Genomic DNA, 21,120 nt, shown 5'->3' on the forward strand with positions numbered 1-21,120 from the left:
TCAGGCCGTATGCGGCGGCCGCAGGAACGGATCCGGTGCGGACGCCTGGCGAGAGTCACGTCTCGGAATTCCGGCCTGGGCCCTGGCTTCCTCTGTGACCGGGACGGCGTTATCCGAGGGGAGGATGCGACTGCCGTACTGGTTGGCGTAGACCTGCGTCAGTTCCGCACCGAAAAAGAGAATCTGGGCAGAGTAGTAGACCCACACCAGAAGGACGACGAGTGACCCCGCAACACCGTAGGAGGACGACAGGGCGCTGTGTCCCAAGTACATCCCAATAGCCCCCTTACCGAGACTGAACAGGATCGCCGTCACGATCGCCCCAAGCCAGACGTCTTTCCACGCCATTTTGACATCAGGGAGCAGCTTGAACATGAGCGCGAACAGAACAGATATGACCACCGTAGAGATAATTGCGTTCAGCGCTCCACCCAGAAACTGACTTTCTCCAAGGAAGTGCTGCAGGTAGCTGGTGGCGAATGTGAGACCGGCACTGACGACGAGGGAGACCAGCAGCAGGAACGCGACTCCCAGCACCATAGCGAAGGACAGAAAGCGGTCACGAACGAAGCCCCACACGCCTCGTCCCGGCTTGGGCTCGACCTCCCAGATTGTGTTGAGACTCACCTGAAGCTGCCCGAAGACCCCGGAGGCCCCGAAGAGGAGCGTTACGAGACTCAGGATCGTCGCCACCAATCCACCTTGGGAGTCGTCCGCGTTGTCGATCATCGCTTGGATCGCTTCTGCTCCCTCCTCCCCCATCAACGACTGAGTCTGATGTTCGATCTCCAACCGCGCAGCTTGGTCGTCTCCGAAGATAGCCGCCGCGATGCGGAGCAGCAGCACCAGCAGCGGAGCGAGCGAGAGAGCAGTGTAAAACGCCAGTGCTGCCCCAAGCTGAGGCGCTCGATCCTCGTTCCACTCGGCCGCCGTCTGCTTGAGGAGCGGCCAAGTGAATGAAAGATTCTTGCACATACCGACCACCTTGGTTCCACGGTCGATTTCGCCGCGAGGCAACGGCGGCGCTTCCGCCATCCCGTGGAAGGCGGGAGCACGTCCTGTTCCCAACAGGTTTGCGGCCTAAGTCGAACCGAGCTGACCGCAAGGCAGAGGGAACGAAGGAACCGTCTGCCGGCGGCCGTATGGTTAGCCGCTTCCCGAACAAGTTATGCAGAGGTTTTATCCTTCTTTACCGCGACGGCCTCAACTTGCGCCTACGATTCCGCCGGAGATCCGTCCGAGTGCCCAGCGCCTTCCGTAATCACTTTCCAGGCTACGCGTCGGACTTCCAGGTCCATGGCGAGCCGTCGGCTTGGCTGCTCATCCCGTTGCGATCGCTCCCACTCCTTCGCGTGCTCGCTGACGAAGTGTCCGCCGCGGCATTCGCAGTCGCGAGGTATTCGGGCCTGTCGGTCGCGTCCGTGGACGATCCGGTGGCCCTCCGGGACGGATTGATATCCCTCTGCAATGGAGCGCGCGATGGTAGCTAGCGTCCAGTTCCATCGGGGGCCTGGGTTGCAGCCAGCGCCGATCGGTTACATAGAGGCGATTCGGCCGCGAGAGGATCGCGGTCTGGCCGCTTCGTGGAAGGGGCCTGCGATGGTCCAGCTAGTGAAACTTTTAGTACCCGGCCGGATGATCACCACGAAGCCGGGCAATCCACCCCACTCCGCCCAGACGGCCACGCTGCCAATTATCTGCCGAGATGACAGGGAGTACTCAACGCTACGCGGTGCGATTTTCCCCAAAGTCTTGGCGAATTTCCTCTTCGAGCGACGCAATCTCACTGGCGCGCGGCTTGCTCGCGGTGTCGCCCCATGCCGGAGGTGACTTCCCTCTCCGGCCATCGCCCTAACTGAAGGGGCACGGCCACAACCCCGAAAGGAGATGAAAGATGATGCCCCCGCTGAATGAACGCTGGAACGCCTTGTTTTCCGATCCGTTCGAGGCCGTTCGCCGCGAGATCGCCAACCGCCCGCGGGCGATCGCAAACGGTTTCGGCGCCTTGGCCTCATGGGAAGATGAAAGGAATTACTACGTCGAGATGGATGTCCCGGGAGTCGCCCTCGACGATCTGAGCATCACGTTCGAGAAGGAACACCTGCTAATCGAGGTCACCCGAAAGGCGCCCGCGAACGCCCGTGATGGCTGGTACGACGAACGCGCGTACGGCACGCTCCGACGATCGCTGCGGCTGACCGATGAGGTCGACGCCGAGTCCGTCGAGGCGATCCTGTCGGATGGTGTGGTCCAGATCAAGATCGCCAAGAAGCCGGAACACCAGCCACGGCGGATCCCCGTACGGGCCGACGGGCAGAAACGGCTCGCCACCTCGTAGGTTCTCGTTCCGCATCATGCGATGAGTGAGTGCCCGACGATGGTCGAGCGGAGTGTAGAGCTGGCCCGCCTCACTGTGCTCCCGTCGTCGGGACTCTTTCTTCTGGCGGCCTCGTTCCATGAAGATCACGCTTCACACCCCAGAGACGATCTACTCGCCACGACACGTGCCGAGCTGGCTGCTTCTGGCTTGTGCGGCCGGGATGGTCAACGGCTTCGCCTTTCTGATGTGCGAGCAGTTCGTGACACATGTCACGGGAACCGTAACACGGATGGGGCTCGAGTGGCCGGTCGTCGGGGTGGCAATCGAATATGCCGTTGTGCTCGCCAGCTTTGTCCTGGGAGCGGCTGTTGCGGTCATCGTCATTCAGTCCCGGGCAAGGCAGGGAAAGCAGCCACGCTGGGCGGCGCCGCTCCTTCTGGTCGTCGCGCTCTTGGCGAGCGTTGCCATTGCCGGACGCGGCGGCGCTTTCGGCCAGCTGGCACGGACGGCCGTCACGGAGGCCCCTCCGGTCGCGTTTCTCTCCCTGCTGGCCTTCACGATGGGCCTCCAGAACTCGGCGGTTGCGTCGACGACGGGGCTGGCCGTCCGAACGACTCACTTGAGCGGTCCGGCAACTGACACCGGAATGCACCTGGGAACCGCCATCCTGGCCGACGGGGAAGAGCGTCGGGCGGCCCTGCGTGGGGCCGCTCTTCGAGGAGGGAAGATTTTGGCGTTCATGCTCGGGGCTGGCGTAGCCGTCCCGTTGACCCTTTCTTTCGACTATCTCACCTTGCTGGCACCGGCATTCTTGGTCAGCGTGGCCACGGCTCTCAGCTTTACCAGCGCATGGAGTCCCAGCGATATTGGCATCGGCTAGGCTCACTTGCTGTAACCGGCTCCTGTGGGCGGGACATGTGGCATTCGTCGCGACGTCCAATGCGGCCGATGACGCTTGGTTCATGACAGCGGTGTCGGTTGCTCCTCCAACGCCCGATGTGCGACGATTTGCTGACAGTGCGTCTGCCGTTGGGGCACTTTCTGCATGAGGCTGGACATGGAGCAGAACTCGCTCGGACCGAGAACGCCAGGTCGCCTCTTTCGCATGCTGATCTCGGAGTACATCACCCTTCGAAAGATCGGCGTGAAGCCGATCGTCGTGACACTCGTTGCTCCTTCGGTTGCCGGGGATGTCGAGTTCTTGGTGGGAGCCGAACTGGCGTCTCGCGAAGGGGACACGGTGACGATCAATCCGCGGGGCGCGGAGCTCCTAAAGGTGCAGCCGTACAGTTGGAGCCCCGTCGTGGTCAGTTTCGACATTCAGAAGCTTGGATGGTGACCGCTGCGGCGCCCATCCGTCATACTTCCGTTTACGGCGAGGATTGAAGGCGAAGGTGGCGCGACATGTGCGAGGGCTCATTCCAACTCTTTGAACGCCTGACGTTTCTCGTGCAGGGCCATCGATGTAACTCCCACCGGAGATTTCGATGGAAATTCCCACGACTGGCGCCTCTCTCTCTCAATTGGAAAGCGCCCTGAGCCCCACCGCCCGGGGCGAAAGTTCGCCTCCGGAGCCCGGGGTATCAGACGGCCGCCGACGATTATTCCTCGTCGAAGATCATGCCTTGATGCGGATGGGAATCGCGCATCTGATCGGCAAGCGACCGGAGTGGGAGCTGTGCGGCGAAGCGGATGACTGTGTGCAAGCGTACCAACTGATCCGGGAATCGAGTCCGGACCTTGCAATCATTGACTTGCGGCTGTGCAACGGCGATGGACTCGAATTGATCAAGCGGATCCGCGACAGCGTTTCAACATGCCGAATGCTCGTGTTCTCGGCACACGAAGAGGAACTGTTCGCTGAGCGAGTGCTGCGGGCTGGAGCCCACGGGTTCGTTAACAAGCAGGAGCCGATCGCGACGGTTATCGCGGCGATCGAAAAGGTTCTCGAAGGAAGGATCGCTCTGAGTTCGAGAATGACCGATCGCCTCTTGGCAAGTCGCTTGGCGCCTGCTTCAGAGAATGTTTCATCGCTCGCAATTCTCTCTGACCGGGAGATGGAGGTCTTCGAACGCTTGGGCCGAGGGATGACCGCCAAGGAGATAGCGCGGGATCTGCACCTGAGTATCAAGACGATCGAATACCATCGTCAGAACATCAAGGAGAAACTGCAGCTCTCCGGCAGCAGCGCGGTCGTGCGATACGCTACCGTCCACGTGCTGGGGCGCTCCAATGACCAACAAGCGGCGATGAGCTGAGGCCGCGATGAGGGACCGCGCAGCGGGCTTAGCGGACGACTCTGCGGCAGGGCTGCGAAACCAGCACGCGAATTGCTCGGCAGCGTTTCCGTAATCCGTTGAGGTATCTGTTGGCACTAGGAAAAAGACGGGGGATCTCCCGGGCCAAGTCCGGCAGTGAAGCACCCGGCGACAGAGTAGAGTTGGCATGGGCCGTGCGCCGCGAACCGGCAGTCGATGGGTGGTCGCGGCGTTTGTATGAAAGGCGGCGAGAGTGTCCTGATGTTTCGAGTCATGGTCGATCAGGCTGAGTGGGGCTGGCTGACGCGGCTGGCCCGAGGGCCAGTCGAAGCCGGCCTCCTGACGTCGCCTGAGGCGAACATCATCAATGGCATGCGGGTTCAAAAGCTTGTAGCAGAGGCTGGAGGGTTGCTGTTTTTGACGGTGTTGGGATTAGGGCTGGTGACAGCCGCCCCCCGGCCGTCGGCAGGCGGAGTCAGAATCTGGGCCGAGGCAGGCTGGCCTTCGTGACGGGAGACTGCGGCCAATGTCCGAGCCGGATCCGGCGGCGAGTGAGATGCCGAAGCGGGCGTTCCGACTAATGGTCCGGGAGTACGCACTAGTCCGTGACTTGGCCGTGACACCGGTCAATCTGGATTGGGCGGCACCCAGCGTTCAAGAGGCCGTCAACTTTCTCTTGAGCCAGAAGCTCGTTACTCAGGAAGGGAAGATCGTCTCGATTTCCGATCGTGGGCGGGCACTTCTCGAATTGCCGATCCTTAGCCAGACCGCGTACACGGTGGCGTTCGACCCCACCAAACTTGACGGATAACGGAATGCCAGGCGGGATGCCCAGCGGAGTCAGCCCTGACGGCGATCTCATCGCCCCATGACCCTACCGTCGTAGCTTCGGCCCTCGGTGTCCTTTGCGTTGATCGAGCCATCACGTTCGACGCGGCCGTGGGCAAATGCGGAGCCGCTCTCGTACAGGACGAACCCACCGTCGATTCCGACCGTGCCGATGAGATGAAGACCAGTCGGGCCCCAAAGGGACAGGACGCCTCCGGTCAAGCTGCCGTGAAGCTTCGCGTCGTCGACTCTGCTCAGGTCAACCGAACCTTCCATACGGGCTCCATCATTGCGGCGAAGCTCTCTCCTCCGCAGTCAGACTTTGATCTTCGTCTCGATCTCCTCCGGCCTGAGGTAATCCACCGTGGTCTCGTTGCATCGCCAGACGTTACCGAGGCACGGCTCGAGCCCCCATGCCCTGAGGTAAAGCTTGGCCGACTCGGGCGTAAGGGGTTCCCCCTCACGACGAGCGTTTTCGACGAATCGGCGAAGGTTCACTTTCACGAAATAGGTTGGTTTTTCCATGGTCCCGACCTCCGTAGGTCCGCCCGCAAGTTGTCATTTTGGTCGGCGCGTGTCGCCTGTCAAGAATCTCGCCCTCCTCTCGCGTCGTGGGGCGAGTGTGAGCCAGACGCGCCGCCGTGTCACCCAGGATTCTCCCGGTGGTCACCAGGAAGCTCCTGCTCTTAGACTGATCGCAAATTGAGTCGTGGGGCCGGGTGAAGTGATGAGCAGCGTGGCGCTCTTGGACGACGAATGGAACTTGCTGGTCGAGATTGCTGACGGCGCACAGAAACGTTGGCCGGACCATGGGCAACTTCAACTGGCTCTCGACGCACTGCTGCGTCTTAAGCTGGTCCGCCATGAAAAGGGACGGATGGTGCCAACGCTCCGGGGCCAGAGGATGCGAGCTGACAACCCTCCTCCGGACAGCGGCGGCATCCGATCCAGCACCCCTCTGAGCGACAACAGAGTTGGTGATTCTGCGAGCGTTGAAGGATGCTTTACGTTCCCCCGCCGGCAGGGCAGACTGAGTGGACGCAGGCCAGGAAGGTCGATTGCGAGCTCCGCAAGGTTCGCGGGGCGTTTCTTACTCGGAGGGGCCCGTGGCACTGAACTTCATTCCCGAGGACGAGCTCATCCCCGGGAAGTGGTACGCAGTCAGATACGAGCCATCGCGGGTTCCATCTAGGCTGCGCGGCGACACCTCGGTCTCGACGCTGCTCCGATTCGCGATCGCGGGACCGTTTGACTCCGAAGCCGCCGCGGCGGAATGGTTCGATCAGCACCAAGAGTTCGGCGGCGAGCACGCTCACGTGCGGCAGGTGCCGGTGGCATGATCCGAGACGAAGATTGCCCGGTGACGCGAACCAGCAAGGGGTATTGCCGAACTGCCTAGAGTCGACCGCACACGGGCCAGGCGAGTGTGAAGAACATGACCGACCGCTTCAAGCCGAAGCAATCCCGGGGGCGGGATCAGAGCAGGCGATCACTGGTCCGCTCACCGTCCCCCGGGGGCTGGTGCGACAAACACTCGACCGGGCATCAGCCCTGACCGAGCGAGAGTGTCGGCGGCTGCCGGACCAAATCCGACACTCCAGCGTGTCATCCGAGCAGAGAACATGCCTCGCCGCCCTAGGAAGATCCTAGGAACACCCCACAACTTCGGAGGGATTGAAAGAACTCCACAAGGCGAAAAGAGGTGCCTCATCGCGCCGCAGCGCGATCGCCATTCGTGCCACGGCTCGGTTAGTCGGATTACTTTCCACCCAGAAGAACGAAGAGCCACCCCACGATGTCATTTGCCAGCGGGACGTTCTGGATGGCCCAGCGAGGAGGGGCGAACACGATGGTGAACGGCACTGACAGTCCTTCGGGAACGTACCCCTTCTGGTAGAGCACGGCGATGACGACGAAGCTGCCGATGTAGACGATGCTGAGCAAGGCGGACCATGCGACCCATCGTGCGACTTTTCGTCCAGCCTGCATGCTGTTCCCCCGTTCGGGCCCCGTCGCAGGATCGTCAGCTCCGTGACGCATCCAACGACGTCTCAGGGTCACCGGATAGCCGGATGACCTTCTCGATCTCGTCCGGACGAAGGTAGCTCAGCGTGACTTCGTTGCAGCGCCACACATTTCCGATGCATGGCTTGATGCCCCATGCTTGAAGGTAGAGTTTTGCAGTCGTTGGGGTCAGCGGCTCCCCCTCACTGCGAGCGTTCTCGACGAAACGTTTCAGGTTCACTTTCACAAAAATCGGCGTTTCCATCTTGCGACCTCGAGAGTGCAGTCGTGGTCCCAAGACGCCATTTTGTCCGGAAATCTGCTTTGCTCGCAAGCGAAAACGCTCGAAGACGGAAGCAGGCTCGGCTGCCCGGTCCAACCCGTCTTCCGCTCCCGAGCGGCTGGAAAAAAAGACTCGGTTGGGGGAGGAATCCGACCGAGCTAGGGCGTAGCGACTGAGAGCCGCCTCCGACCTTGTGCAGCAGCGTTCGTAGCTACTGATCCATGGGCGTTTTCCCGGACTCATACGCGAGTCTGTGTGGGCATGCACTTTGCCGGCGGAAATGGCATCACTGCCTACCAAGGAGCAAAACATGGCCACGCGCGAAGTCGCAGAGCACAAGATCAACCGAGGGTTCGCAATTCATTTTGCCGTATACGCGATCGTCGTAGGTGCGTTGGCGTACATGAACCACACCCGCAACCCTGATAATTTGTGGGTGATGTGGGTAGCCGGAGGTTGGGGCCTAGGCGTGGTTCTTCATGCAATCCTGGCATTCACCCCGGCGACGCGTGAGAAGGGCGTCCATAACGTGATGGAACGGCAGAACGAGCGCGAAGCACGCGGCAGTAACATGACCGACAAGATGAGTCAGCCTGCTCGGTAAGCAATCAATGTTCGCGACCACTGAGTCGCGTTCTGGGTTCACAGCCGGAGCTTCAACTGTCCTGATTCGACGATCGCACTGGAAACCTCGTATCCAGCCAGGCACGTTGATCAGCCAGTTGAGGCTCTGGCTTGTTTTCTTGACGATGACAGCTTGGTCAAAAAGAACACCCGGGCAGGTCGGACGCCTAACCCGGGTGAGACGTGCGAGTGGCTGCCGGACCACTAGCACTCTGCTCGACTTATAAGCAGATCGTGTGCCCCGCGACCCAGGAACAATCGGGGCGAATGTACTTCGCCCACCTGGGAGTGGAGCTGCAGGACTTTGGCCCTGCGAGTCTGCCGCCCGTCTCCTCGGCATCGCCACCTTTGGATGTGAAAATCGATCGGGGCGGAAGCGGACATGAAGCCGGGCAAGCGCGACGCTGCCCCGACTCGACCATCCCCGAGCGATAACCAGTATTGGCAGGAACCGATCCGGAAAGTTCCTGATGGACACCCGCGTTGCTCAACCGACTTGAAGGCAAGTTAGAAAGGGCCAAGAAGAAGAACGCCCGGAGACGCCAGTAGGAGCGCGCCGGCATTCGTCTCATCCTCCTCGCCGTTATCCCCGGGCTACGCCAGTCTATCAGGATGGCCACCACAAGCGTTCCCCGTGGCGCTTGAAAGTTCGCTCATCCGAGAGTTCGGAGTGGCACCTCGACCTCGACAATTGGAGGTTCGTTGGATCAAGATGCGGCCCGACGCAGCTGAGTGCGTCTTCCGCAACCTGGTACCGTGGGGCCGTGACGATGCGTGCTGTTCTGTCGATGGCGGTCGCTCTTTTCCTTGCTTGTGAGATCACCACATCCGCTGCCGAAGAGGTCAAGGATCAGTTTGCCGCCGGATCCGTCTGGAACGGAGAGCTCCGTGTGGCTGGCAAGGAGGAGGCGGGGAAGGCGATCCTTACCGTCAGTGAGCGAATGGGCGAGTCATTCAAAGGTGAGTTCCTAGCCAAGAGTCCCGCAGGCAAGGTCGTTACGTTCCAGGTCAGCGGGACAGCGACGAACAAGGCTTCCGGCGCCGTGATCTTCGAGACGGAGAAGCAGGGTGTCTCTCAGTTGAAGATGCGCGGGAAGCTCACGAACAACGCGGTCAATCTCGTGTTCGTCGGCACGAGTCCGTTCGGCGGCAAGGGCGGTGGGGCGATCGTGCTGACTCCCAAACTGTAGCTGGAAGTCGTTCTGCAGAAGATCAATGACCGGGGACGGGAACAGAGGCGGTCCTTCAACCTCGCCCCGTTTAGTTATCCCAGGGCCATTCGTCCAAAGCACTCGGCAGAGTGGTCCCTGCCCAAGCGTGAGAGCCAGCGGTACCGGACCGAATCTGGCTCTCAGTGTCCGAGCTAAGTATCCAGAATCCCGCAGTTCTGCGGGTCAAAAGTAAATTACAGCTTCGATCTCGTCCGGCCGGAGATAGGCCAAAGAGTGATCGGTGCACTGCCAGAGATCGTCTGGCAGCGGGACGAACTTCCACGCAAGCAGATACATCCGAGCTTGTTCGAGTGGCAGAGGCTCCCCGTCACGACCCGCGTTCTCGGCCAACCGCTTCAGGTTCACCCGCACGTAATACGTCGCCCGTTTCAATTCCAGCATTTTCACCACAACACCTTCGATCGTCCGCGGTGAAGGAACACTGAGGTAGGGTCGCAATCGAAATGCCCGGGGACAGGAGCGGCCGCGAGGCAATCGAATCCCGTAGCTGCTCGACCGTCCCCAGGTGGAACACCAAAAGTGCCCGAGGAGGGAACTTGGGCTCGGCTAGGAAGCCACGCTCTACCGCTCCCGGGCTTCACAAGTATCCGCTGGCCGGCGAAGTCCGCAAGAAAATAACGACGCCCGGGGACAGGAACAGGGCGTGTAGGGCCAGCCACAGCTCCGCTCACCATCCCCGGGCAACAGAGTGATAGCAGGACGAGATCCCCGCGGATATCGTTCCCCCCATGAGTGATCCGTCGCGGGCCCTGCAGAATCTCAACGGTGCCGCACGTCTCGTCGCTGAGGCTGCGGCCAACCTTCGCACGATCGCCGACAAGGCTACGCTAAGGCGGTTGCGTTTGATCCAAGTCGAACTGAAGCTGATCGAGGAACAGCAGCAGGCGAAACTCAGCCGGGCGACAGTAGCTGACAATCCCCCCTCGTCCGCCGCTGGAAAGGCGACCGACAACGCGAGCGAGTAACAACGCTCGAGAACGGAAACGGTCGCGATGCAACACGATCTCGTGACTGCCCAACCGTCCCCAAGCGGAAAGAGACTGCGAAGCCCGGGGAGAGCCACCAGAGCGCTGCCGGGACAGTGCTCCCTCCTCCTCAGTGACATCCACCGGGCGAGGACAGCATACCGCCGACAGCTCACTCCGTCCCGATTCCCGCGGCCGTCAGGTCTTGGACGAATTCCGCGATCATACGGAGGCAGTCCTCCTCTTGTTCAACGCCTTCGATCGTGGTGCGAATCTTGTCGGTGTGCCCGACAGCGTCCGACTGGACGACGAAGGGATAAGGGCCAATTTCGCGGTCCTTAAAGCTCTGAAGCGCCAGTCGTTGAGGCGGAGATCTCATACGGGGTCGCAGTCATGCCGGGAGGCGTCCCTTCCCGCGAGCGCCTAGATTCGCCCCCACCGAGCCGTGCAGATCGCCGCATACTCGGGCTGCGGTCAAAGAGCTGGTAACCGCTCTCAGACCACAAAGGATTACTGACCCCCGATCCTCTCGACGCCGACACGGCGATTTCGCGCGTGGCACCCAGATCACGTCTGGTGCGCGGTCAACCGCTTGGGAAGATGGGCGTTGGAAGCTGAGTCCTGCCGGTCCTTCCTTCCCGACCAATTGAGGGTCTGTGGGGTGGCCGATGAAAGGGCTTGTTCTGCTGTCCGACGAGGTCGCGCTGCTGAAGTTCGCTGCAACGCAGGGGGCCCTCCGTCGAACGGGTGAGACGCTCGGCCACGAGATCGCTTGTGATTACTTCTGCGAGTCCGGTCTCGCCGATCTTGAAGGCGATCAGGTGCGACTCACAGCCTTCGGTCAACGCTTGGCACGCCGGCTCATCTCAACTTCGGCGGCTGGCACCGTATCCATTCCCCCGGCCCTTCTCGATGCACTGGGGCCGCAAGTTATATTCACGCGTTCGCCGTGCGTGTAATGGTCACGTGGGGGAATCGCTCTTCCTGGCTTGCCGTAGCGTGTCTGGGAACGGCGGCGAATCATGTGCTCCTTGGCTCGGCCATCTTCTCTCCGGCTGAGCCAACCGACGTTGAGACGCGGTTGCGAACAGGGCGCCGACGACGTCGTATTCGAGTAACGAGGCCGAGCAGGATCGGACGGCCGTTGACAGCGTCATCGCGGCAAACAATTGGACGCGAGTTGAACACCAATCCGAGCCTCGCATCCGCCCTGATTTCTCAGCGACCCCGTTCCCGGGGAATTCCTGGTCTTCATGGAACTCCTGGACTGAGGTTGATTCGCAAGTAGTCGATGGTCGGCGGTTTTCGAAGGATTGAGCCAACTCGATACGGCCTGCCGGGTGCTGCGATCGAAATCGCGATCAGCGAGGGAGTAGTTCGATGCAGGACCTGGTGCTCTTGCCTGATGAAGTTGCGTTACTGAAACGGAGTGCGTTGCAGGGGGGGCTCTGCGGGACGCACGGAGGTCTGTCCGAAGAGGCAGCTTTCGAATTCTTTTGTGAGCAGGGACTGGCGGAACTTCGGGCGAATGGCCTTCGTCTGACTTCCTGGGGCCGCCAGGTCGCCCGTGAGCTGACCGAAGACGGCAATGTCGGCGTAGTGCGACTTCGACCGTCAACGCTGGCTGCTTTCAGGGGCGGTTGACTCGCAGTGGCTGAACGGACTTTCCCAGCGACATTGGGGGAACACCTGATTCTGCCATGCGCCGTTCGGTAGTGCCCATCGCTCGACGTCTTTCCCGCAGCGCCCGTGTCAGATGACGAGAGTAAAAACGTGATCGCCGAAGACTTGGTGTTCTCAGAAATCACATACGACTTAGAGCCTATCCGAGATCCCCGGCCGTCCTCCAAGCGGTGATGGCGAACTGCAGGTGGAGAAGTGCGAGGTAGTTGACGGCGGTCTTTTCCCACCGGGTTAGCAGGCGTCGGGCTCGGTTCGTCCACGAGTGCAGCCGTTCCACCACCCACCGTCGCGCCCGGCCTCGTCGCCGCACAGGACGCGGAGGCTCGGTCCCCTTCCGAGGGATATGGACGACGTATCCTCGACGGGCCGCCGTCTGGCGGATTGTCTGCGCGTCGTAGCCCTTGTCCGCGCACAGATGCTGACGACGACGTCGTCCCGGGGGACGGCGGACGGGAAGGCTTTGGAACGTCTCGACCACCAACTTCTGATCGTGCACGTTGGCGCCGGCCACGGCCACTCCCACCGGCACACCCCGGCCATCAGTCAGCACCGAGCGTTTGACCCCCAGTTTCCCGCGATCTGTGGGGTTCTTCCCCGTCTTTTTCCCCCCCGAGCGGCGCTTTGGTCATGGCCCCATCCAGACTCTGCCACTCCCAGTCGATCCCTTTCAGGTCATCGTATTCCTCAAGCGCGGTCCGCCACAGTTTGCGGAACAAGCCGCGTCTGACCCACTCCTGGAAGTAGGCGTGAATGGCGCTGCCGGAGCCGAACTCCTGGGGCATCGCCTTCCATTGGCAACCCGTCCGCAGCACGTACAGGATGCCTGTCACGACACGGCGTAGAGGCAGACGTGGACGTCCCCCTCGACAATTCGGTCTGTAAACCGGGAGCGCGGGCTCGATCCGTTCCCAGAGCGAATCGGAGATCTGGTGAAACTTTGACGCGTCGCTGACAGCCACGGGCACACCTCCATGCAACTTTCGAGAGCAGACACTTCTCGAAATGCACAGAGCGGGCCAATTCACGAGACGGTTCTCGGATAGGCTCTTAGAACCGACAGTGTTTAGGCCGCGAAAGACGTTCCTCAAAGATGGTCGGAGGCCCGCCCATCGGGGCGAGGGGCATGACGAAATAAAAGTCGGGGTGACAGGATTTGAACCTGCGACCTCCTGGTCCCGAACTCCGGCCGACAGACGCCACACTCTCCGCGAATACATTGACCTTTCAGCGAACGGCACGATTCTACCGGGTTCCGTGGATTCCAGCAATTTCCGAGGATTTCAAACGCGGTGCTGCAAGGGTGTTTCTCACGTGGCAGTGAGTGGCGGGATCAGGTCTCGGCAGACCTCGAGATCCTCCAAGACTTGTGGAAGACGCTATCGACATTCGAGATTAACCCATCGGCCGTGTGCCCATGGCATTCGCAGTCGCCCAGCATGGGGGGCTAGCGGCGCTGGGAGTGAGCGTTAGAACCGCCGAGTGCCATCGGCAGAACATCGCTGAGAAGCTGCAGTTGTCCAGAAGGGCCGCTCTCGTTCGACTGGCCACCGCGTACGTGGTGGGCAACGCTGACACGACAGGAATGTCACCGCTCTGATCGGCTGGCAAGAGATTCCTAGGCATGGGACATTGGGAATACACTAGCCCTCTCTTGGGCGTTGCCTATTCGGCGGCGCTCGCCTCTCACTCGGCGGGATACTGTGAGCCTGAGGATCAACTCTTTTCAGCCACGAGGAGGCCGAGTCGTTTCATGGCCAGAGCCAGAGCGTCCGCCAGGGTCGACTTCGTAATCACGCCTTCGAGGTCAATACCGAGATGAACGATCGTTTGAGCGATCTGCGGCCGGACGCCAGAGATGATGCAATCCGCTCCCATCAGCCGGATAGCGGTAACGGTCTTCAGCAGATGCTGAGCAACGAGGGTGTCGACGGTCGGCACACCAGTGATGTCGATGATCGCAATCTCCGATCCGGTCTCGACGATCCGCTGAAGGAGCGACTCCATAACAAACTGAGTCCGCTCACTGTCCAGTGTGCCAATCATGGGCAGGGCGAGGATGCCGTCCCACAACTTCACGACGGGCGTAGAAAGTTCGAGCAGTTCCTGCTGCTGTCGGCGGATCACATCTTCCCGGGTCCTCTGGAAGGCTCGGATGGTCAGCATTCCCATGGCGTCGAGCAGTTCCGTAGCGCGCCAGATTTGCTCGGCGAGCGTGTCTGGATCATTCCCAAAGTCGGCCTTCAGTCTCACAAAAAAAGGCTCCTTAAACGAAAAGACGAAGCGAGCGGTTTCGTCAGCAGAAAACCCCTGGTGAACCTGAGTGCGCGAGACCTCAGCCAGAAAATCCTCTATCGCTTTCCACTCGGGGCCTTTCGAACTGGCGGTGTCGCCGCATTGCGCCACCCTCTGCAGCAATGCGACAAACTCTCCTGCCCGTGATCTGAGCGAGTTTTCGTCGATCCGGTTGTCCCGCCCGGCCCCCCTCTCGCGCAGTCGACTCATCCAATCAGAGACCAATCGGGCCTCATGGTTCCTAAGCGTTTCGGCGATCGAACTTGAGGCTTTCGCCATTACGGTTCAACTGGAGATTGGGTTCAGGGCAAAAGCGATCGAATGCAGCGAGCGATCGTAGGACAAGTTGCCCCTGCACAACACGATCGCAGGCAAAGCATTCCGGGAACGTGCAGACATTTCCGTTTCGCGGCGGTTCAGTCGGGCACGACTGAGCGTGGCCTCCCCCTTCAATTGGCGCTGGGAAGCCGCGCGAACTCCCCCGTTCTGAACTGATCCAGCCGATTCTGTGGACCAATCCACACGTCCCAGGAGAGCGGCCGGAACCCCCAGACGTCGAGCATCAGCTGTATGTCATCCTCGGTGACCTGTATTCCAAGCGCTGTGCAGTTGGCGAATAATAGCCGAGTATCGACGCGGATCATCACTTCCTGAGCTCTCTCAGCGGGCATTCAAAGTTCTCATTCAGCCGCTGCCTTTCAGGGGAAACGCGGGAGCCGCCAGTGATCGAGCGACATTCGGCGGCGGAGTTCCAATTTGATCGGGACAGTCTACGTTGTGGCGACGATGGTACCTGTCGTTTCGAACAACAGACGAATCAATGTCGAGGCATCAATCGGACGGGGCAAGCAGAGTTCGCGCGGCCACTGCCATTGATCGGCCAGCTTTGCGCTGGAGGCGTCGCCCGTGAGAAACACCCGCGCGCGGTCACTTTCTCCATCGGCGCGCGCCATCCATCTCATCGTTCGGTCGAGAGGAGCAGGCTGCGTACCCGAAGCGACAATCAGGAAGTCCGGACGATACGCCTGAACCGCCCCGTAGCACTCGCTCGCGTGGTTCAGGTAGCCAACATCCATGCCTCGCAGAGAGAGCGCCGCGATGAGCCCCCGGCCGAGTTTCAACGGCGGGTCGCAGATCAGCAGGAGCTGGGGCACAGATCTCTTTTCTGTCTCAGGCGAGCTTCCGAACTCTGAGACGGTCAGCCGGTGTCTCGTTCCGAAGAGAGCGAGGTCTGACTGTATCCGGTGGGCGCCGCGATTGGGGAAGATTCGGTTGGTCCGGACGATTTGGTCAGGAATCGCAGGCCATGGAGCGCTTCGCCACCGATATCGAACATTCGGTCGGAGACACTCGCAATTCCTGAGGCGGGAGGGAGGGATGTGCGACAATGAGCGCGCCGCCGGTCGCTCAACGCCGGCGCCATCGGCTGCCGCCACCTTCTGACGGACCGGATTTGCTGAGCTGAACAAGGACGGTGCGCCATGCCTCCGCTTCTGCTGATTTGTGATCCCACTTACGACTACCCGCGCTCCTTCCGCGAGCATCTCAACCGCCGCGAGATCGTGACTCGCCATAGCCGGACCGGGAGGGAATGCCTCCAGGCGGTCCAGATCCATCTGCCGGACTTTGTCCTGATCTCCTCCGAGACGGATGGTGGACAGCTTGGCGAGGTGGTGCGGGGACTCCACAACATGACCAACCGCACGCCGCGGGTGTTCTATGCCAGCTTCAAACCGGCGTGGCGCTTCTCGGAAGAGCAGGGGCTTCCAGCCGGGCAGTGCGTTCAGCGGCCGTTTGACGAGGCGGCCTTTGCCGAACGTCTGGTCTCGCTCTGGAACGAAGACGGGGCAGCGGCGGACTCCCCGGCGGAGGGGACGCAGCCCGCGGGGCCCGGTCTCCGGAATCTGCCTTTGTGAGGCGTAGAGGGACCTGTCGCGCGCAACAGAACTTCAGAAAGAAGAACTCATGAATCGTGTCCTGTTGGTTTCGGACTCCGAGATCGAGTATTCCCAACCGTTCGTCGAACGGCTACGGGAGATGGGAATCGAGGTCTGCTACGCGAGAGATGAGGCGGCCTGCCTGCGAGGGCTGAAGCAACTGGCGCCCGACTTTCTGCTTGTCGATCCCGCGGAGCATCTGACGACCCTGGAGAGCCTGCTGGATCAGCTGGAGCGGGGCCGGGGACGAGAGAGCCACCCGGAGGTGCTGGTGACCGGACAGGGATCGGATCAGGATCTGGCGGACTCCTGGGGATGGCCCCGTGCCCAGTGCTTTACGCGGCCCCTCGATGAAGCGCGATTGGGAAGGATGCTGGGAATGGACGATGTCCCGGCGGCGGTCGAGGTCTGAAGTCCGCTCCCTTCCCGGTCAGCGAAGACGCTGTTCCCGAACGCCCCGGCCTCCCGGGCCCGATCAGGCGGCCCGCGTTCCCCGTCTGAGAATGAGAAGATGAGCTCGTCCGTCGCCGCAGTGACCTTTCGTCCGCTGGAGATGACTATGGACGTCGTAGTCCGGCCGAACGAGCGGGCCGGTGTCGACGGCTCCTCCATGTCGACCCTGGTGAAGTGGCTCGAACTGGGACGGATGGAGCTGTTCCGGAAGCAGGGAATCAGTCCGCGTCAGTTGGAAGACCTGGGCTACTTCCTCGTGCTGATCCACGTGGAATGTGACGTGATCGAGCCCCTCGCGATCGCTGAACGGTTTACGCTGCGCACATGGGAATCGCGTCTCACTCCCGCCAAGGTGGAGCATTCGTACGAGTTCCGGTCGCGGGGGGGCCGTGGCTGTGGGGAAAACCGTCGTGGCATGCATCGATCGCGATCGAGTCGTGCAGAAACTGGAAGAGACTCTTCTGCGGGTGTTCGCCGGATGACGGGCTGCAAAGGATGCGTGCGGACAGTAGTCCCGCCTCTCACCCGGTCCCGATGAACGGGACGGAACGTTCTCTGGATGTCGTCTCCGGCCCGCGAAAGGAACCGCTTTCAAACCGAGCGCCGCGCGATTTGCTGTATTCCGAGGGACTCGCGTGTTTCCCTCGCCGTTCGCCGATCGCGTTCTGCTAAGATCGCTTCATCTCATTCCACTTTGTTGCTGGATGAACGACCCGTCTGCTTTGGCCGGGTCCCCATCGCTTCTCGTCCAGCGAAACCGTTCCTTCGGATGCGGCCCCGCGCGCGACGATCGAAAGGAACGTCATGGCTACGAAACTCTATGTAGGCAACCTGACCTACGATACGACAAGTCAGACCCTGCAGGATTTGTTCGGCGCGCACGGAGAAGTCCGGTCCGCTGAGGTCATCATGGACCGGGACACCGGTCGCTCGAAGGGCTTCGGCTTCGTCGAGATGTCGAACGACAACGGAGCGAAGGCCGCCATCAACGCCCTGAACGGCCACGATGTCGGTGGACGTTCGCTGACCGTCAACGAGGCGCGGCCTCGCGAGTCCCGCAGCGGCGGCGGGGGCGGGGGCGGCGGTTTCCGGGGCGGTCGATACTAGGACGGGTTCAGAAGCGTTCTTCCGTCGTCGGTTGTGAGTTGGCGGTCGCGTGTTCGCGGCACCATCGGGTGATGGCTGAACAGCGAAGCTGAAGCGACTCCAGCCGGCGGCCGGGAAACGGCGGAGCCTTGCTCGCGAGACGCGCGGCGGGGCTTCGCGTTCTCTTCGGTCAAGACCATGTGGCAGCATTCTTAGGACGCTGGGAGCGGATCATCTCGAAGAATCGGAACACGCTCGTCAAGAGGCAGCGAGAGCAGGACAAGCGCCGTCGCGCGGAGGACAAGCGGGTCCGTAAGGACCTCAAGAAGGCGGATCGAGGGACGGCGGCCGTGGATGGCCCCAAGCCACCGCTGGGCCCCTAATAGACCACCCGGTGATCAATGTCGCATTCGGAAGAGGCGAATTCTAAGAGAACACTGGCCCAGATGTGCGACATCGATCGATTGGTCGACCACTAGGTGGCTCAGGCGGGCGGGCTTTGTCGGAGACTCGGACGCCTCGTGGCGTTCTTTGTGGGAATGAATGTGATGGCGACCGCAGAGCGAATGAACTACGACGACTTTGACCTCATCTGCTGTGCCGCGGATGCCTCGAAGCCGCTCTCCGCCGCGGAACTGTCGGCGTCGCTGCGGGGGGTCAACCTCGAGCCACGGGGATTGATCGCGCTGCAACGGCTCATCCGTCAGGGCTATATCGAATCCGTCGCAGAGGATCAGTACCGCATCACCGGAGAGGGGCGGAAGGCTCTGGCGTGACGTTGAGCTCGGGGCCGCGTCGACTGCGGATTCTGTCGTCGATGTCCCGGCATTTCCGGCGGCCAAAAGGAGACCAGCGTGCTTGATCGAGATTCAAAGACGTTGGTTCACGACCCGGCGGCCGAGCAGGAAGCCATTGACGAGTTTGCGGAACGGCGATTGAACGCCCGCGGGGCCAGAACGTACCGGGACACGTACGAGCGTGCGGCATCGATGTATAACAAGCATGCGTCGATCATCGAGATCCGGGACGAGTTGCTTCGCGAGCCATTACCGCCGGCCCCCGTCAAACAAGGGATCGCCCCTCTTCAGAAGCGGAAGGAGTTCGCGGCGGAGCAAGGCATGGTTGCCGTTCGACTCAAGGCCATCGAGGACGCAGTTCACAAGCGACCCGCCTTATACAGATGAAGCCCGCGGGATACTGGCCGGCATGCTTCTTCTATTCAGATCAGTCTGGCCCGAACATCGGCAGATCATTGGCGGCGAGATCGAGGCGACGATCCGTCGCGATGAAGGGTTCTCGTGGTTGTCCTAGGGAGTGAGGTCGAGGCTTGGTTAGACGCCCATGAAGCTGGCCTCGCATAAGGCTCGCGGTGTGCAGCCGCCCCCAGTTCCCCGGACCGTCCCCGCCTTTGGAGAGCTAAAATGAGATATTCCCTTGCCTCAGAAGAACGACCGTCGCGACTTGGCCGTTTGCTCCTCTTCGTCGCCTGTCTGGGTTGCGGCTTCGCGGTTCTGATCTTGGCACAGCGGTCTGTCTCGCGAGAGCGTGACGCGAACGCTCGTGAGATGCGAGAGCATGTCGAGGACGTCCGACACGACCTCAACGGCGTCACCAAGGAGACGCGAACTGCCGAGACGACGTCGTCGCAGAGTCCCTGAAGCTGCCAACGGGAGTCGCGGCAGGGCGGCAGACGATGCTGGAGTCTCCCTGTGGAATGACAGACGAGAATACTGCAGCCGAGGCGACAGATGCGGTGGCGCAGTTGTTGCGATAGTCGAGCAGCCTTCGGACAGAATGCATGATCGCTGGAAAGATCATCGGTCTCAGTTCGTATCAGTCGGACAGCAGCACCGCTTCCACGGAATAAAATCATGACCAGGACCATCGAGTTTACCGGGCAGCGAGAGTACCTCTTCGAACGAGACGCTGTGCGATTCGCGGCATTTGTGAACGGGCGACCAACATGGTGCGTTGTCTCAACCGCGATGATCACCGATGGCGGCCTTCCATGCTCCAGGCCTGTAGACCTGCTGCACGTCTTCGATACCCGTTTCCGAGAGTTCGAGACCGCGGCCAAGAGAAAGCTCGACGCAGCCGAGGCGGGAGAAGAAATTGTGATCGGTCAAGTGGACCTTGAACATGATTAGGTGTCCTGCCTTTAGCTCGCTTACTAGTCGAACTCCGCGGATGCCGACAGGCCCCTGCGGTGTTCAGGTCGGAGCGAGGTTGACTTGAGAGCATCGCCGCCGTCCCGATCCGCCCTCGGCGTAGTCATTTAGCGGTGACACCTGTGCCGGAATTCCGAATGCGGCAGAGCAGTTGCGGGCCGCTCCCGGTCCTCCAAGGCCTAGCGACTGCCCATTTGCTCACCGGCACAGAAAGGGCAATGCGGCTCGCCGCTGTCATCGGGAGGTTCGCCGCCCCGCATGACCTGAGACAAGTTGCCCCGAGAAACCCCAGAACATTGCCTGTTAGATGGGGCAGGCCGGGGGGCTACGGTCGTTTTCCGCAATCAACTCCGCGGGCAGCGCCGGGAGTTCAGCCAGGCCTGTCCAGACCCGCGGGCCGCCATGACCGAACGCCGGCATCTCCGCCCTCACCCGCCGGCCAAGTTCAGTGACGCGGTAACCGTTCGGCACCTCTTCGATCAAGCCCGCGCGCTCCAGTCCATCCATCGCCAACGGAGCCCATCCGGTTCGTAGCGCCTGTGATTGAACCCGTCCTCCAAGTCGACCAGCAACCGCCACTCCTCCTCGGAGATCTTCAGATGTCGCACCGGTTCCATGCCTATGAGCCTTCGCGTCCCCACGGGCTTCGAGCCAGGTCGTCCAGTGCAGCCCACTCCTCGGCGAGCTCAGTTGCCCAGAGGGCGCCTGCCCTGACCCGGATACCGACCCAAGCCGCCGATGTCTCCGCCTCGGCGCGACACACCATGTGCCCGCGAGGTGTCGCCATCAAGCGGCCCCCCTCCTGGGTCACCAAGCGGAGCTGGGCCAACCGGCAAGCAGCTGCCGTCGTCGACATCGTCAGCCGCTCAAGGGCAACCCCGTCCCTCGCAGCCGTCGACTGTAGGAGCTCGTAACTCATGTCTGAAAACATCAGGTCTTCCGCTACCACGTTTTCTCTCCATTCAAGCAAAGTGGCGTTGCGGAAAA

Annotated in this window: 25 protein-coding genes; 17 read left to right on the plus strand and 8 right to left on the minus strand. The window is 61.2% G+C overall.

Annotation, left to right across the window (positions count from 1 at the left end; all coding sequences use genetic code 11):
- On the minus strand, window positions 1–1,017 hold the full coding sequence (locus tag VT03_RS16785; RefSeq protein ID WP_197488977.1) for a YihY/virulence factor BrkB family protein: 1,017 nt from the start codon (window positions 1,015–1,017) through the stop codon (window positions 1–3).
- 877 nt (window positions 1,018–1,894) lie between these two features.
- Here VT03_RS16785 and VT03_RS16795 point away from each other — a divergent pair.
- From VT03_RS16795 to VT03_RS16820, 5 genes are all read left to right on the plus strand, one after another.
- Window positions 1,895–2,338: an Hsp20/alpha crystallin family protein gene (locus VT03_RS16795; protein WP_075094046.1), complete on the plus strand. Its 444-nt coding sequence runs from the start codon at window positions 1,895–1,897 to the stop codon at window positions 2,336–2,338.
- A 118-nt stretch (window positions 2,339–2,456) separates the two neighbouring features.
- The gene (locus VT03_RS16800) at window positions 2,457–3,200 is read left to right on the plus strand and encodes a YoaK family protein (RefSeq protein ID WP_075094047.1); all 744 of its coding nucleotides are present in this window, start codon (window positions 2,457–2,459) and stop codon (window positions 3,198–3,200) included.
- A gap of 177 nt (window positions 3,201–3,377) precedes the next feature.
- The gene (locus tag VT03_RS16805; protein WP_156514555.1) at window positions 3,378–3,659 is read left to right on the plus strand and encodes a hypothetical protein; all 282 of its coding nucleotides are present in this window, start codon (window positions 3,378–3,380) and stop codon (window positions 3,657–3,659) included.
- A 148-nt stretch (window positions 3,660–3,807) separates the two neighbouring features.
- Window positions 3,808–4,578, plus strand: a complete 771-nt coding sequence (locus VT03_RS16810; protein WP_082846282.1) for a response regulator — start codon at window positions 3,808–3,810, stop codon at window positions 4,576–4,578.
- A 526-nt stretch (window positions 4,579–5,104) separates the two neighbouring features.
- Entirely contained in the window at window positions 5,105–5,389 is a 285-nt protein-coding gene (locus VT03_RS16820) for a hypothetical protein (RefSeq protein WP_075094050.1), read from the plus strand.
- A 332-nt stretch (window positions 5,390–5,721) separates the two neighbouring features.
- On the opposite strand, the gene VT03_RS16830 is transcribed toward VT03_RS16820, so the two are convergent.
- Window positions 5,722–5,931, minus strand: a complete 210-nt coding sequence (locus tag VT03_RS16830; RefSeq protein ID WP_075094052.1) for a hypothetical protein — start codon at window positions 5,929–5,931, stop codon at window positions 5,722–5,724.
- 581 nt (window positions 5,932–6,512) lie between these two features.
- Here VT03_RS16830 and VT03_RS16835 point away from each other — a divergent pair.
- Entirely contained in the window at window positions 6,513–6,746 is a 234-nt protein-coding gene (locus VT03_RS16835) for a hypothetical protein (protein WP_075094053.1), read from the plus strand.
- 418 nt (window positions 6,747–7,164) lie between these two features.
- Here VT03_RS16835 and VT03_RS16840 read toward each other — a convergent pair whose 3' ends face one another.
- On the minus strand, window positions 7,165–7,446 hold the full coding sequence (locus VT03_RS16840; protein WP_156514556.1) for a hypothetical protein: 282 nt from the start codon (window positions 7,444–7,446) through the stop codon (window positions 7,165–7,167).
- The gene (locus VT03_RS16845; RefSeq protein WP_075094055.1) at window positions 7,430–7,675 is read right to left on the minus strand and encodes a hypothetical protein; all 246 of its coding nucleotides are present in this window, start codon (window positions 7,673–7,675) and stop codon (window positions 7,430–7,432) included. Before VT03_RS16845 ends, VT03_RS16840 begins: the two co-directional genes overlap by 17 nt.
- A 328-nt stretch (window positions 7,676–8,003) precedes the next feature.
- Between VT03_RS16845 and VT03_RS16850 the strand changes: the two genes are divergently transcribed.
- Window positions 8,004–8,297: a 2TM domain-containing protein gene (locus VT03_RS16850; RefSeq protein WP_075094056.1), complete on the plus strand. Its 294-nt coding sequence runs from the start codon at window positions 8,004–8,006 to the stop codon at window positions 8,295–8,297.
- A gap of 790 nt (window positions 8,298–9,087) precedes the next feature.
- Complete coding sequence (locus VT03_RS16855) at window positions 9,088–9,507, plus strand: hypothetical protein (RefSeq protein ID WP_156514557.1); 420 nt, start codon at window positions 9,088–9,090, stop codon at window positions 9,505–9,507.
- A 204-nt stretch (window positions 9,508–9,711) separates the two neighbouring features.
- On the opposite strand, the gene VT03_RS16860 is transcribed toward VT03_RS16855, so the two are convergent.
- Window positions 9,712–9,936 (minus strand): hypothetical protein, encoded by a 225-nt coding sequence (locus tag VT03_RS16860; protein WP_156514558.1) that lies wholly within the window; start codon window positions 9,934–9,936, stop codon window positions 9,712–9,714.
- Window positions 9,937–10,277: 341 nt separating this feature from the next.
- On the opposite strand from VT03_RS16860, the gene VT03_RS16865 reads away from it, so the two are divergent.
- Window positions 10,278–10,514 (plus strand): hypothetical protein, encoded by a 237-nt coding sequence (locus VT03_RS16865; protein WP_075094059.1) that lies wholly within the window; start codon window positions 10,278–10,280, stop codon window positions 10,512–10,514.
- 668 nt (window positions 10,515–11,182) lie between these two features.
- The gene (locus VT03_RS16875) at window positions 11,183–11,473 is read left to right on the plus strand and encodes a hypothetical protein (RefSeq protein WP_075094061.1); all 291 of its coding nucleotides are present in this window, start codon (window positions 11,183–11,185) and stop codon (window positions 11,471–11,473) included.
- Between the two features lie 863 nt (window positions 11,474–12,336).
- On the opposite strand, the gene VT03_RS16880 is transcribed toward VT03_RS16875, so the two are convergent.
- From VT03_RS16880 to VT03_RS16900, 3 genes are all read right to left on the minus strand, one after another.
- Window positions 12,337–13,123 (minus strand): IS5 family transposase gene (locus VT03_RS16880; protein WP_410000422.1). Its coding sequence is split into 2 segments (ribosomal slippage): window positions 12,337–12,807 and window positions 12,809–13,123, totalling 786 coding nucleotides; the frame shifts between segments, so codons are not numbered across the junction.
- Window positions 13,124–13,910: 787 nt separating this feature from the next.
- On the minus strand, window positions 13,911–14,768 hold the full coding sequence (locus VT03_RS16890; RefSeq protein WP_075094063.1) for an STAS domain-containing protein: 858 nt from the start codon (window positions 14,766–14,768) through the stop codon (window positions 13,911–13,913).
- Between the two features lie 491 nt (window positions 14,769–15,259).
- Window positions 15,260–15,643 (minus strand): hypothetical protein, encoded by a 384-nt coding sequence (locus VT03_RS16900; RefSeq protein ID WP_075094065.1) that lies wholly within the window; start codon window positions 15,641–15,643, stop codon window positions 15,260–15,262.
- A gap of 327 nt (window positions 15,644–15,970) precedes the next feature.
- Here VT03_RS16900 and VT03_RS16905 point away from each other — a divergent pair, with 327 nt between their 5' ends.
- The 7 genes from VT03_RS16905 to VT03_RS35255 all read left to right on the plus strand — a co-directional run bounded on the left by VT03_RS16905 (window position 15,971) and on the right by VT03_RS35255 (window position 20,112).
- Window positions 15,971–16,405, plus strand: coding sequence for a hypothetical protein (locus tag VT03_RS16905; RefSeq protein WP_075094066.1), 435 nt, complete (start codon window positions 15,971–15,973; stop codon window positions 16,403–16,405).
- 49 nt (window positions 16,406–16,454) lie between these two features.
- On the plus strand, window positions 16,455–16,838 hold the full coding sequence (locus tag VT03_RS16910) for a hypothetical protein (protein ID WP_075091750.1): 384 nt from the start codon (window positions 16,455–16,457) through the stop codon (window positions 16,836–16,838).
- Window positions 16,839–17,683: 845 nt separating this feature from the next.
- Entirely contained in the window at window positions 17,684–17,986 is a 303-nt protein-coding gene (locus VT03_RS16920; protein ID WP_075094069.1) for an RNA recognition motif domain-containing protein, read from the plus strand.
- Between the two features lie 128 nt (window positions 17,987–18,114).
- Entirely contained in the window at window positions 18,115–18,348 is a 234-nt protein-coding gene (locus VT03_RS16925) for a hypothetical protein (RefSeq protein ID WP_075094070.1), read from the plus strand.
- 165 nt (window positions 18,349–18,513) lie between these two features.
- A complete protein-coding gene (locus tag VT03_RS16930) occupies window positions 18,514–18,741 on the plus strand; it encodes a hypothetical protein (protein WP_156514559.1) in 228 nt (75 codons plus the stop codon).
- Between the two features lie 78 nt (window positions 18,742–18,819).
- A complete protein-coding gene (locus VT03_RS16935) occupies window positions 18,820–19,149 on the plus strand; it encodes a hypothetical protein (protein ID WP_075094072.1) in 330 nt (109 codons plus the stop codon).
- Between the two features lie 687 nt (window positions 19,150–19,836).
- Entirely contained in the window at window positions 19,837–20,112 is a 276-nt protein-coding gene (locus VT03_RS35255; protein WP_075094073.1) for a DUF1488 family protein, read from the plus strand.
- Window positions 20,113–21,120: the final 1,008 nt, after the last annotated feature.

It is taken from the genome of Planctomyces sp. SH-PL14, assembly GCF_001610835.1.
In the GTDB taxonomy this organism is placed as follows: Bacteria; Planctomycetota; Planctomycetia; order Planctomycetales; family Planctomycetaceae; genus Planctomyces_A.

Coding starts and splice junctions, on each gene's coding strand:
- VT03_RS35255 (WP_075094073.1), top strand. CDS start 19,837: ATGACCAGGACCATCGAGTTTACCGGGCAGCGAGAGTACCTCTTCGAA.
- VT03_RS16865 (WP_075094059.1), top strand. CDS start 10,278: ATGAGTGATCCGTCGCGGGCCCTGCAGAATCTCAACGGTGCCGCACGT.
- VT03_RS16920 (WP_075094069.1), top strand. CDS start 17,684: ATGGCTACGAAACTCTATGTAGGCAACCTGACCTACGATACGACAAGT.
- VT03_RS16820 (WP_075094050.1), top strand. CDS start 5,105: ATGTCCGAGCCGGATCCGGCGGCGAGTGAGATGCCGAAGCGGGCGTTC.
- VT03_RS16875 (WP_075094061.1), top strand. CDS start 11,183: ATGAAAGGGCTTGTTCTGCTGTCCGACGAGGTCGCGCTGCTGAAGTTC.
- VT03_RS16890 (WP_075094063.1), bottom strand. CDS start 14,768: ATGGCGAAAGCCTCAAGTTCGATCGCCGAAACGCTTAGGAACCATGAG.
- VT03_RS16795 (WP_075094046.1), top strand. CDS start 1,895: ATGATGCCCCCGCTGAATGAACGCTGGAACGCCTTGTTTTCCGATCCG.
- VT03_RS16905 (WP_075094066.1), top strand. CDS start 15,971: ATGCCTCCGCTTCTGCTGATTTGTGATCCCACTTACGACTACCCGCGC.
- VT03_RS16830 (WP_075094052.1), bottom strand. CDS start 5,931: ATGGAAAAACCAACCTATTTCGTGAAAGTGAACCTTCGCCGATTCGTC.
- VT03_RS16810 (WP_082846282.1), top strand. CDS start 3,808: ATGGAAATTCCCACGACTGGCGCCTCTCTCTCTCAATTGGAAAGCGCC.
- VT03_RS16930 (WP_156514559.1), top strand. CDS start 18,514: ATGGCGACCGCAGAGCGAATGAACTACGACGACTTTGACCTCATCTGC.
- VT03_RS16800 (WP_075094047.1), top strand. CDS start 2,457: ATGAAGATCACGCTTCACACCCCAGAGACGATCTACTCGCCACGACAC.
- VT03_RS16805 (WP_156514555.1), top strand. CDS start 3,378: ATGGAGCAGAACTCGCTCGGACCGAGAACGCCAGGTCGCCTCTTTCGC.
- VT03_RS16845 (WP_075094055.1), bottom strand. CDS start 7,675: ATGGAAACGCCGATTTTTGTGAAAGTGAACCTGAAACGTTTCGTCGAG.
- VT03_RS16850 (WP_075094056.1), top strand. CDS start 8,004: ATGGCCACGCGCGAAGTCGCAGAGCACAAGATCAACCGAGGGTTCGCA.
- VT03_RS16855 (WP_156514557.1), top strand. CDS start 9,088: ATGCGTGCTGTTCTGTCGATGGCGGTCGCTCTTTTCCTTGCTTGTGAG.
- VT03_RS16840 (WP_156514556.1), bottom strand. CDS start 7,446: ATGCGTCACGGAGCTGACGATCCTGCGACGGGGCCCGAACGGGGGAAC.
- VT03_RS16910 (WP_075091750.1), top strand. CDS start 16,455: ATGAATCGTGTCCTGTTGGTTTCGGACTCCGAGATCGAGTATTCCCAA.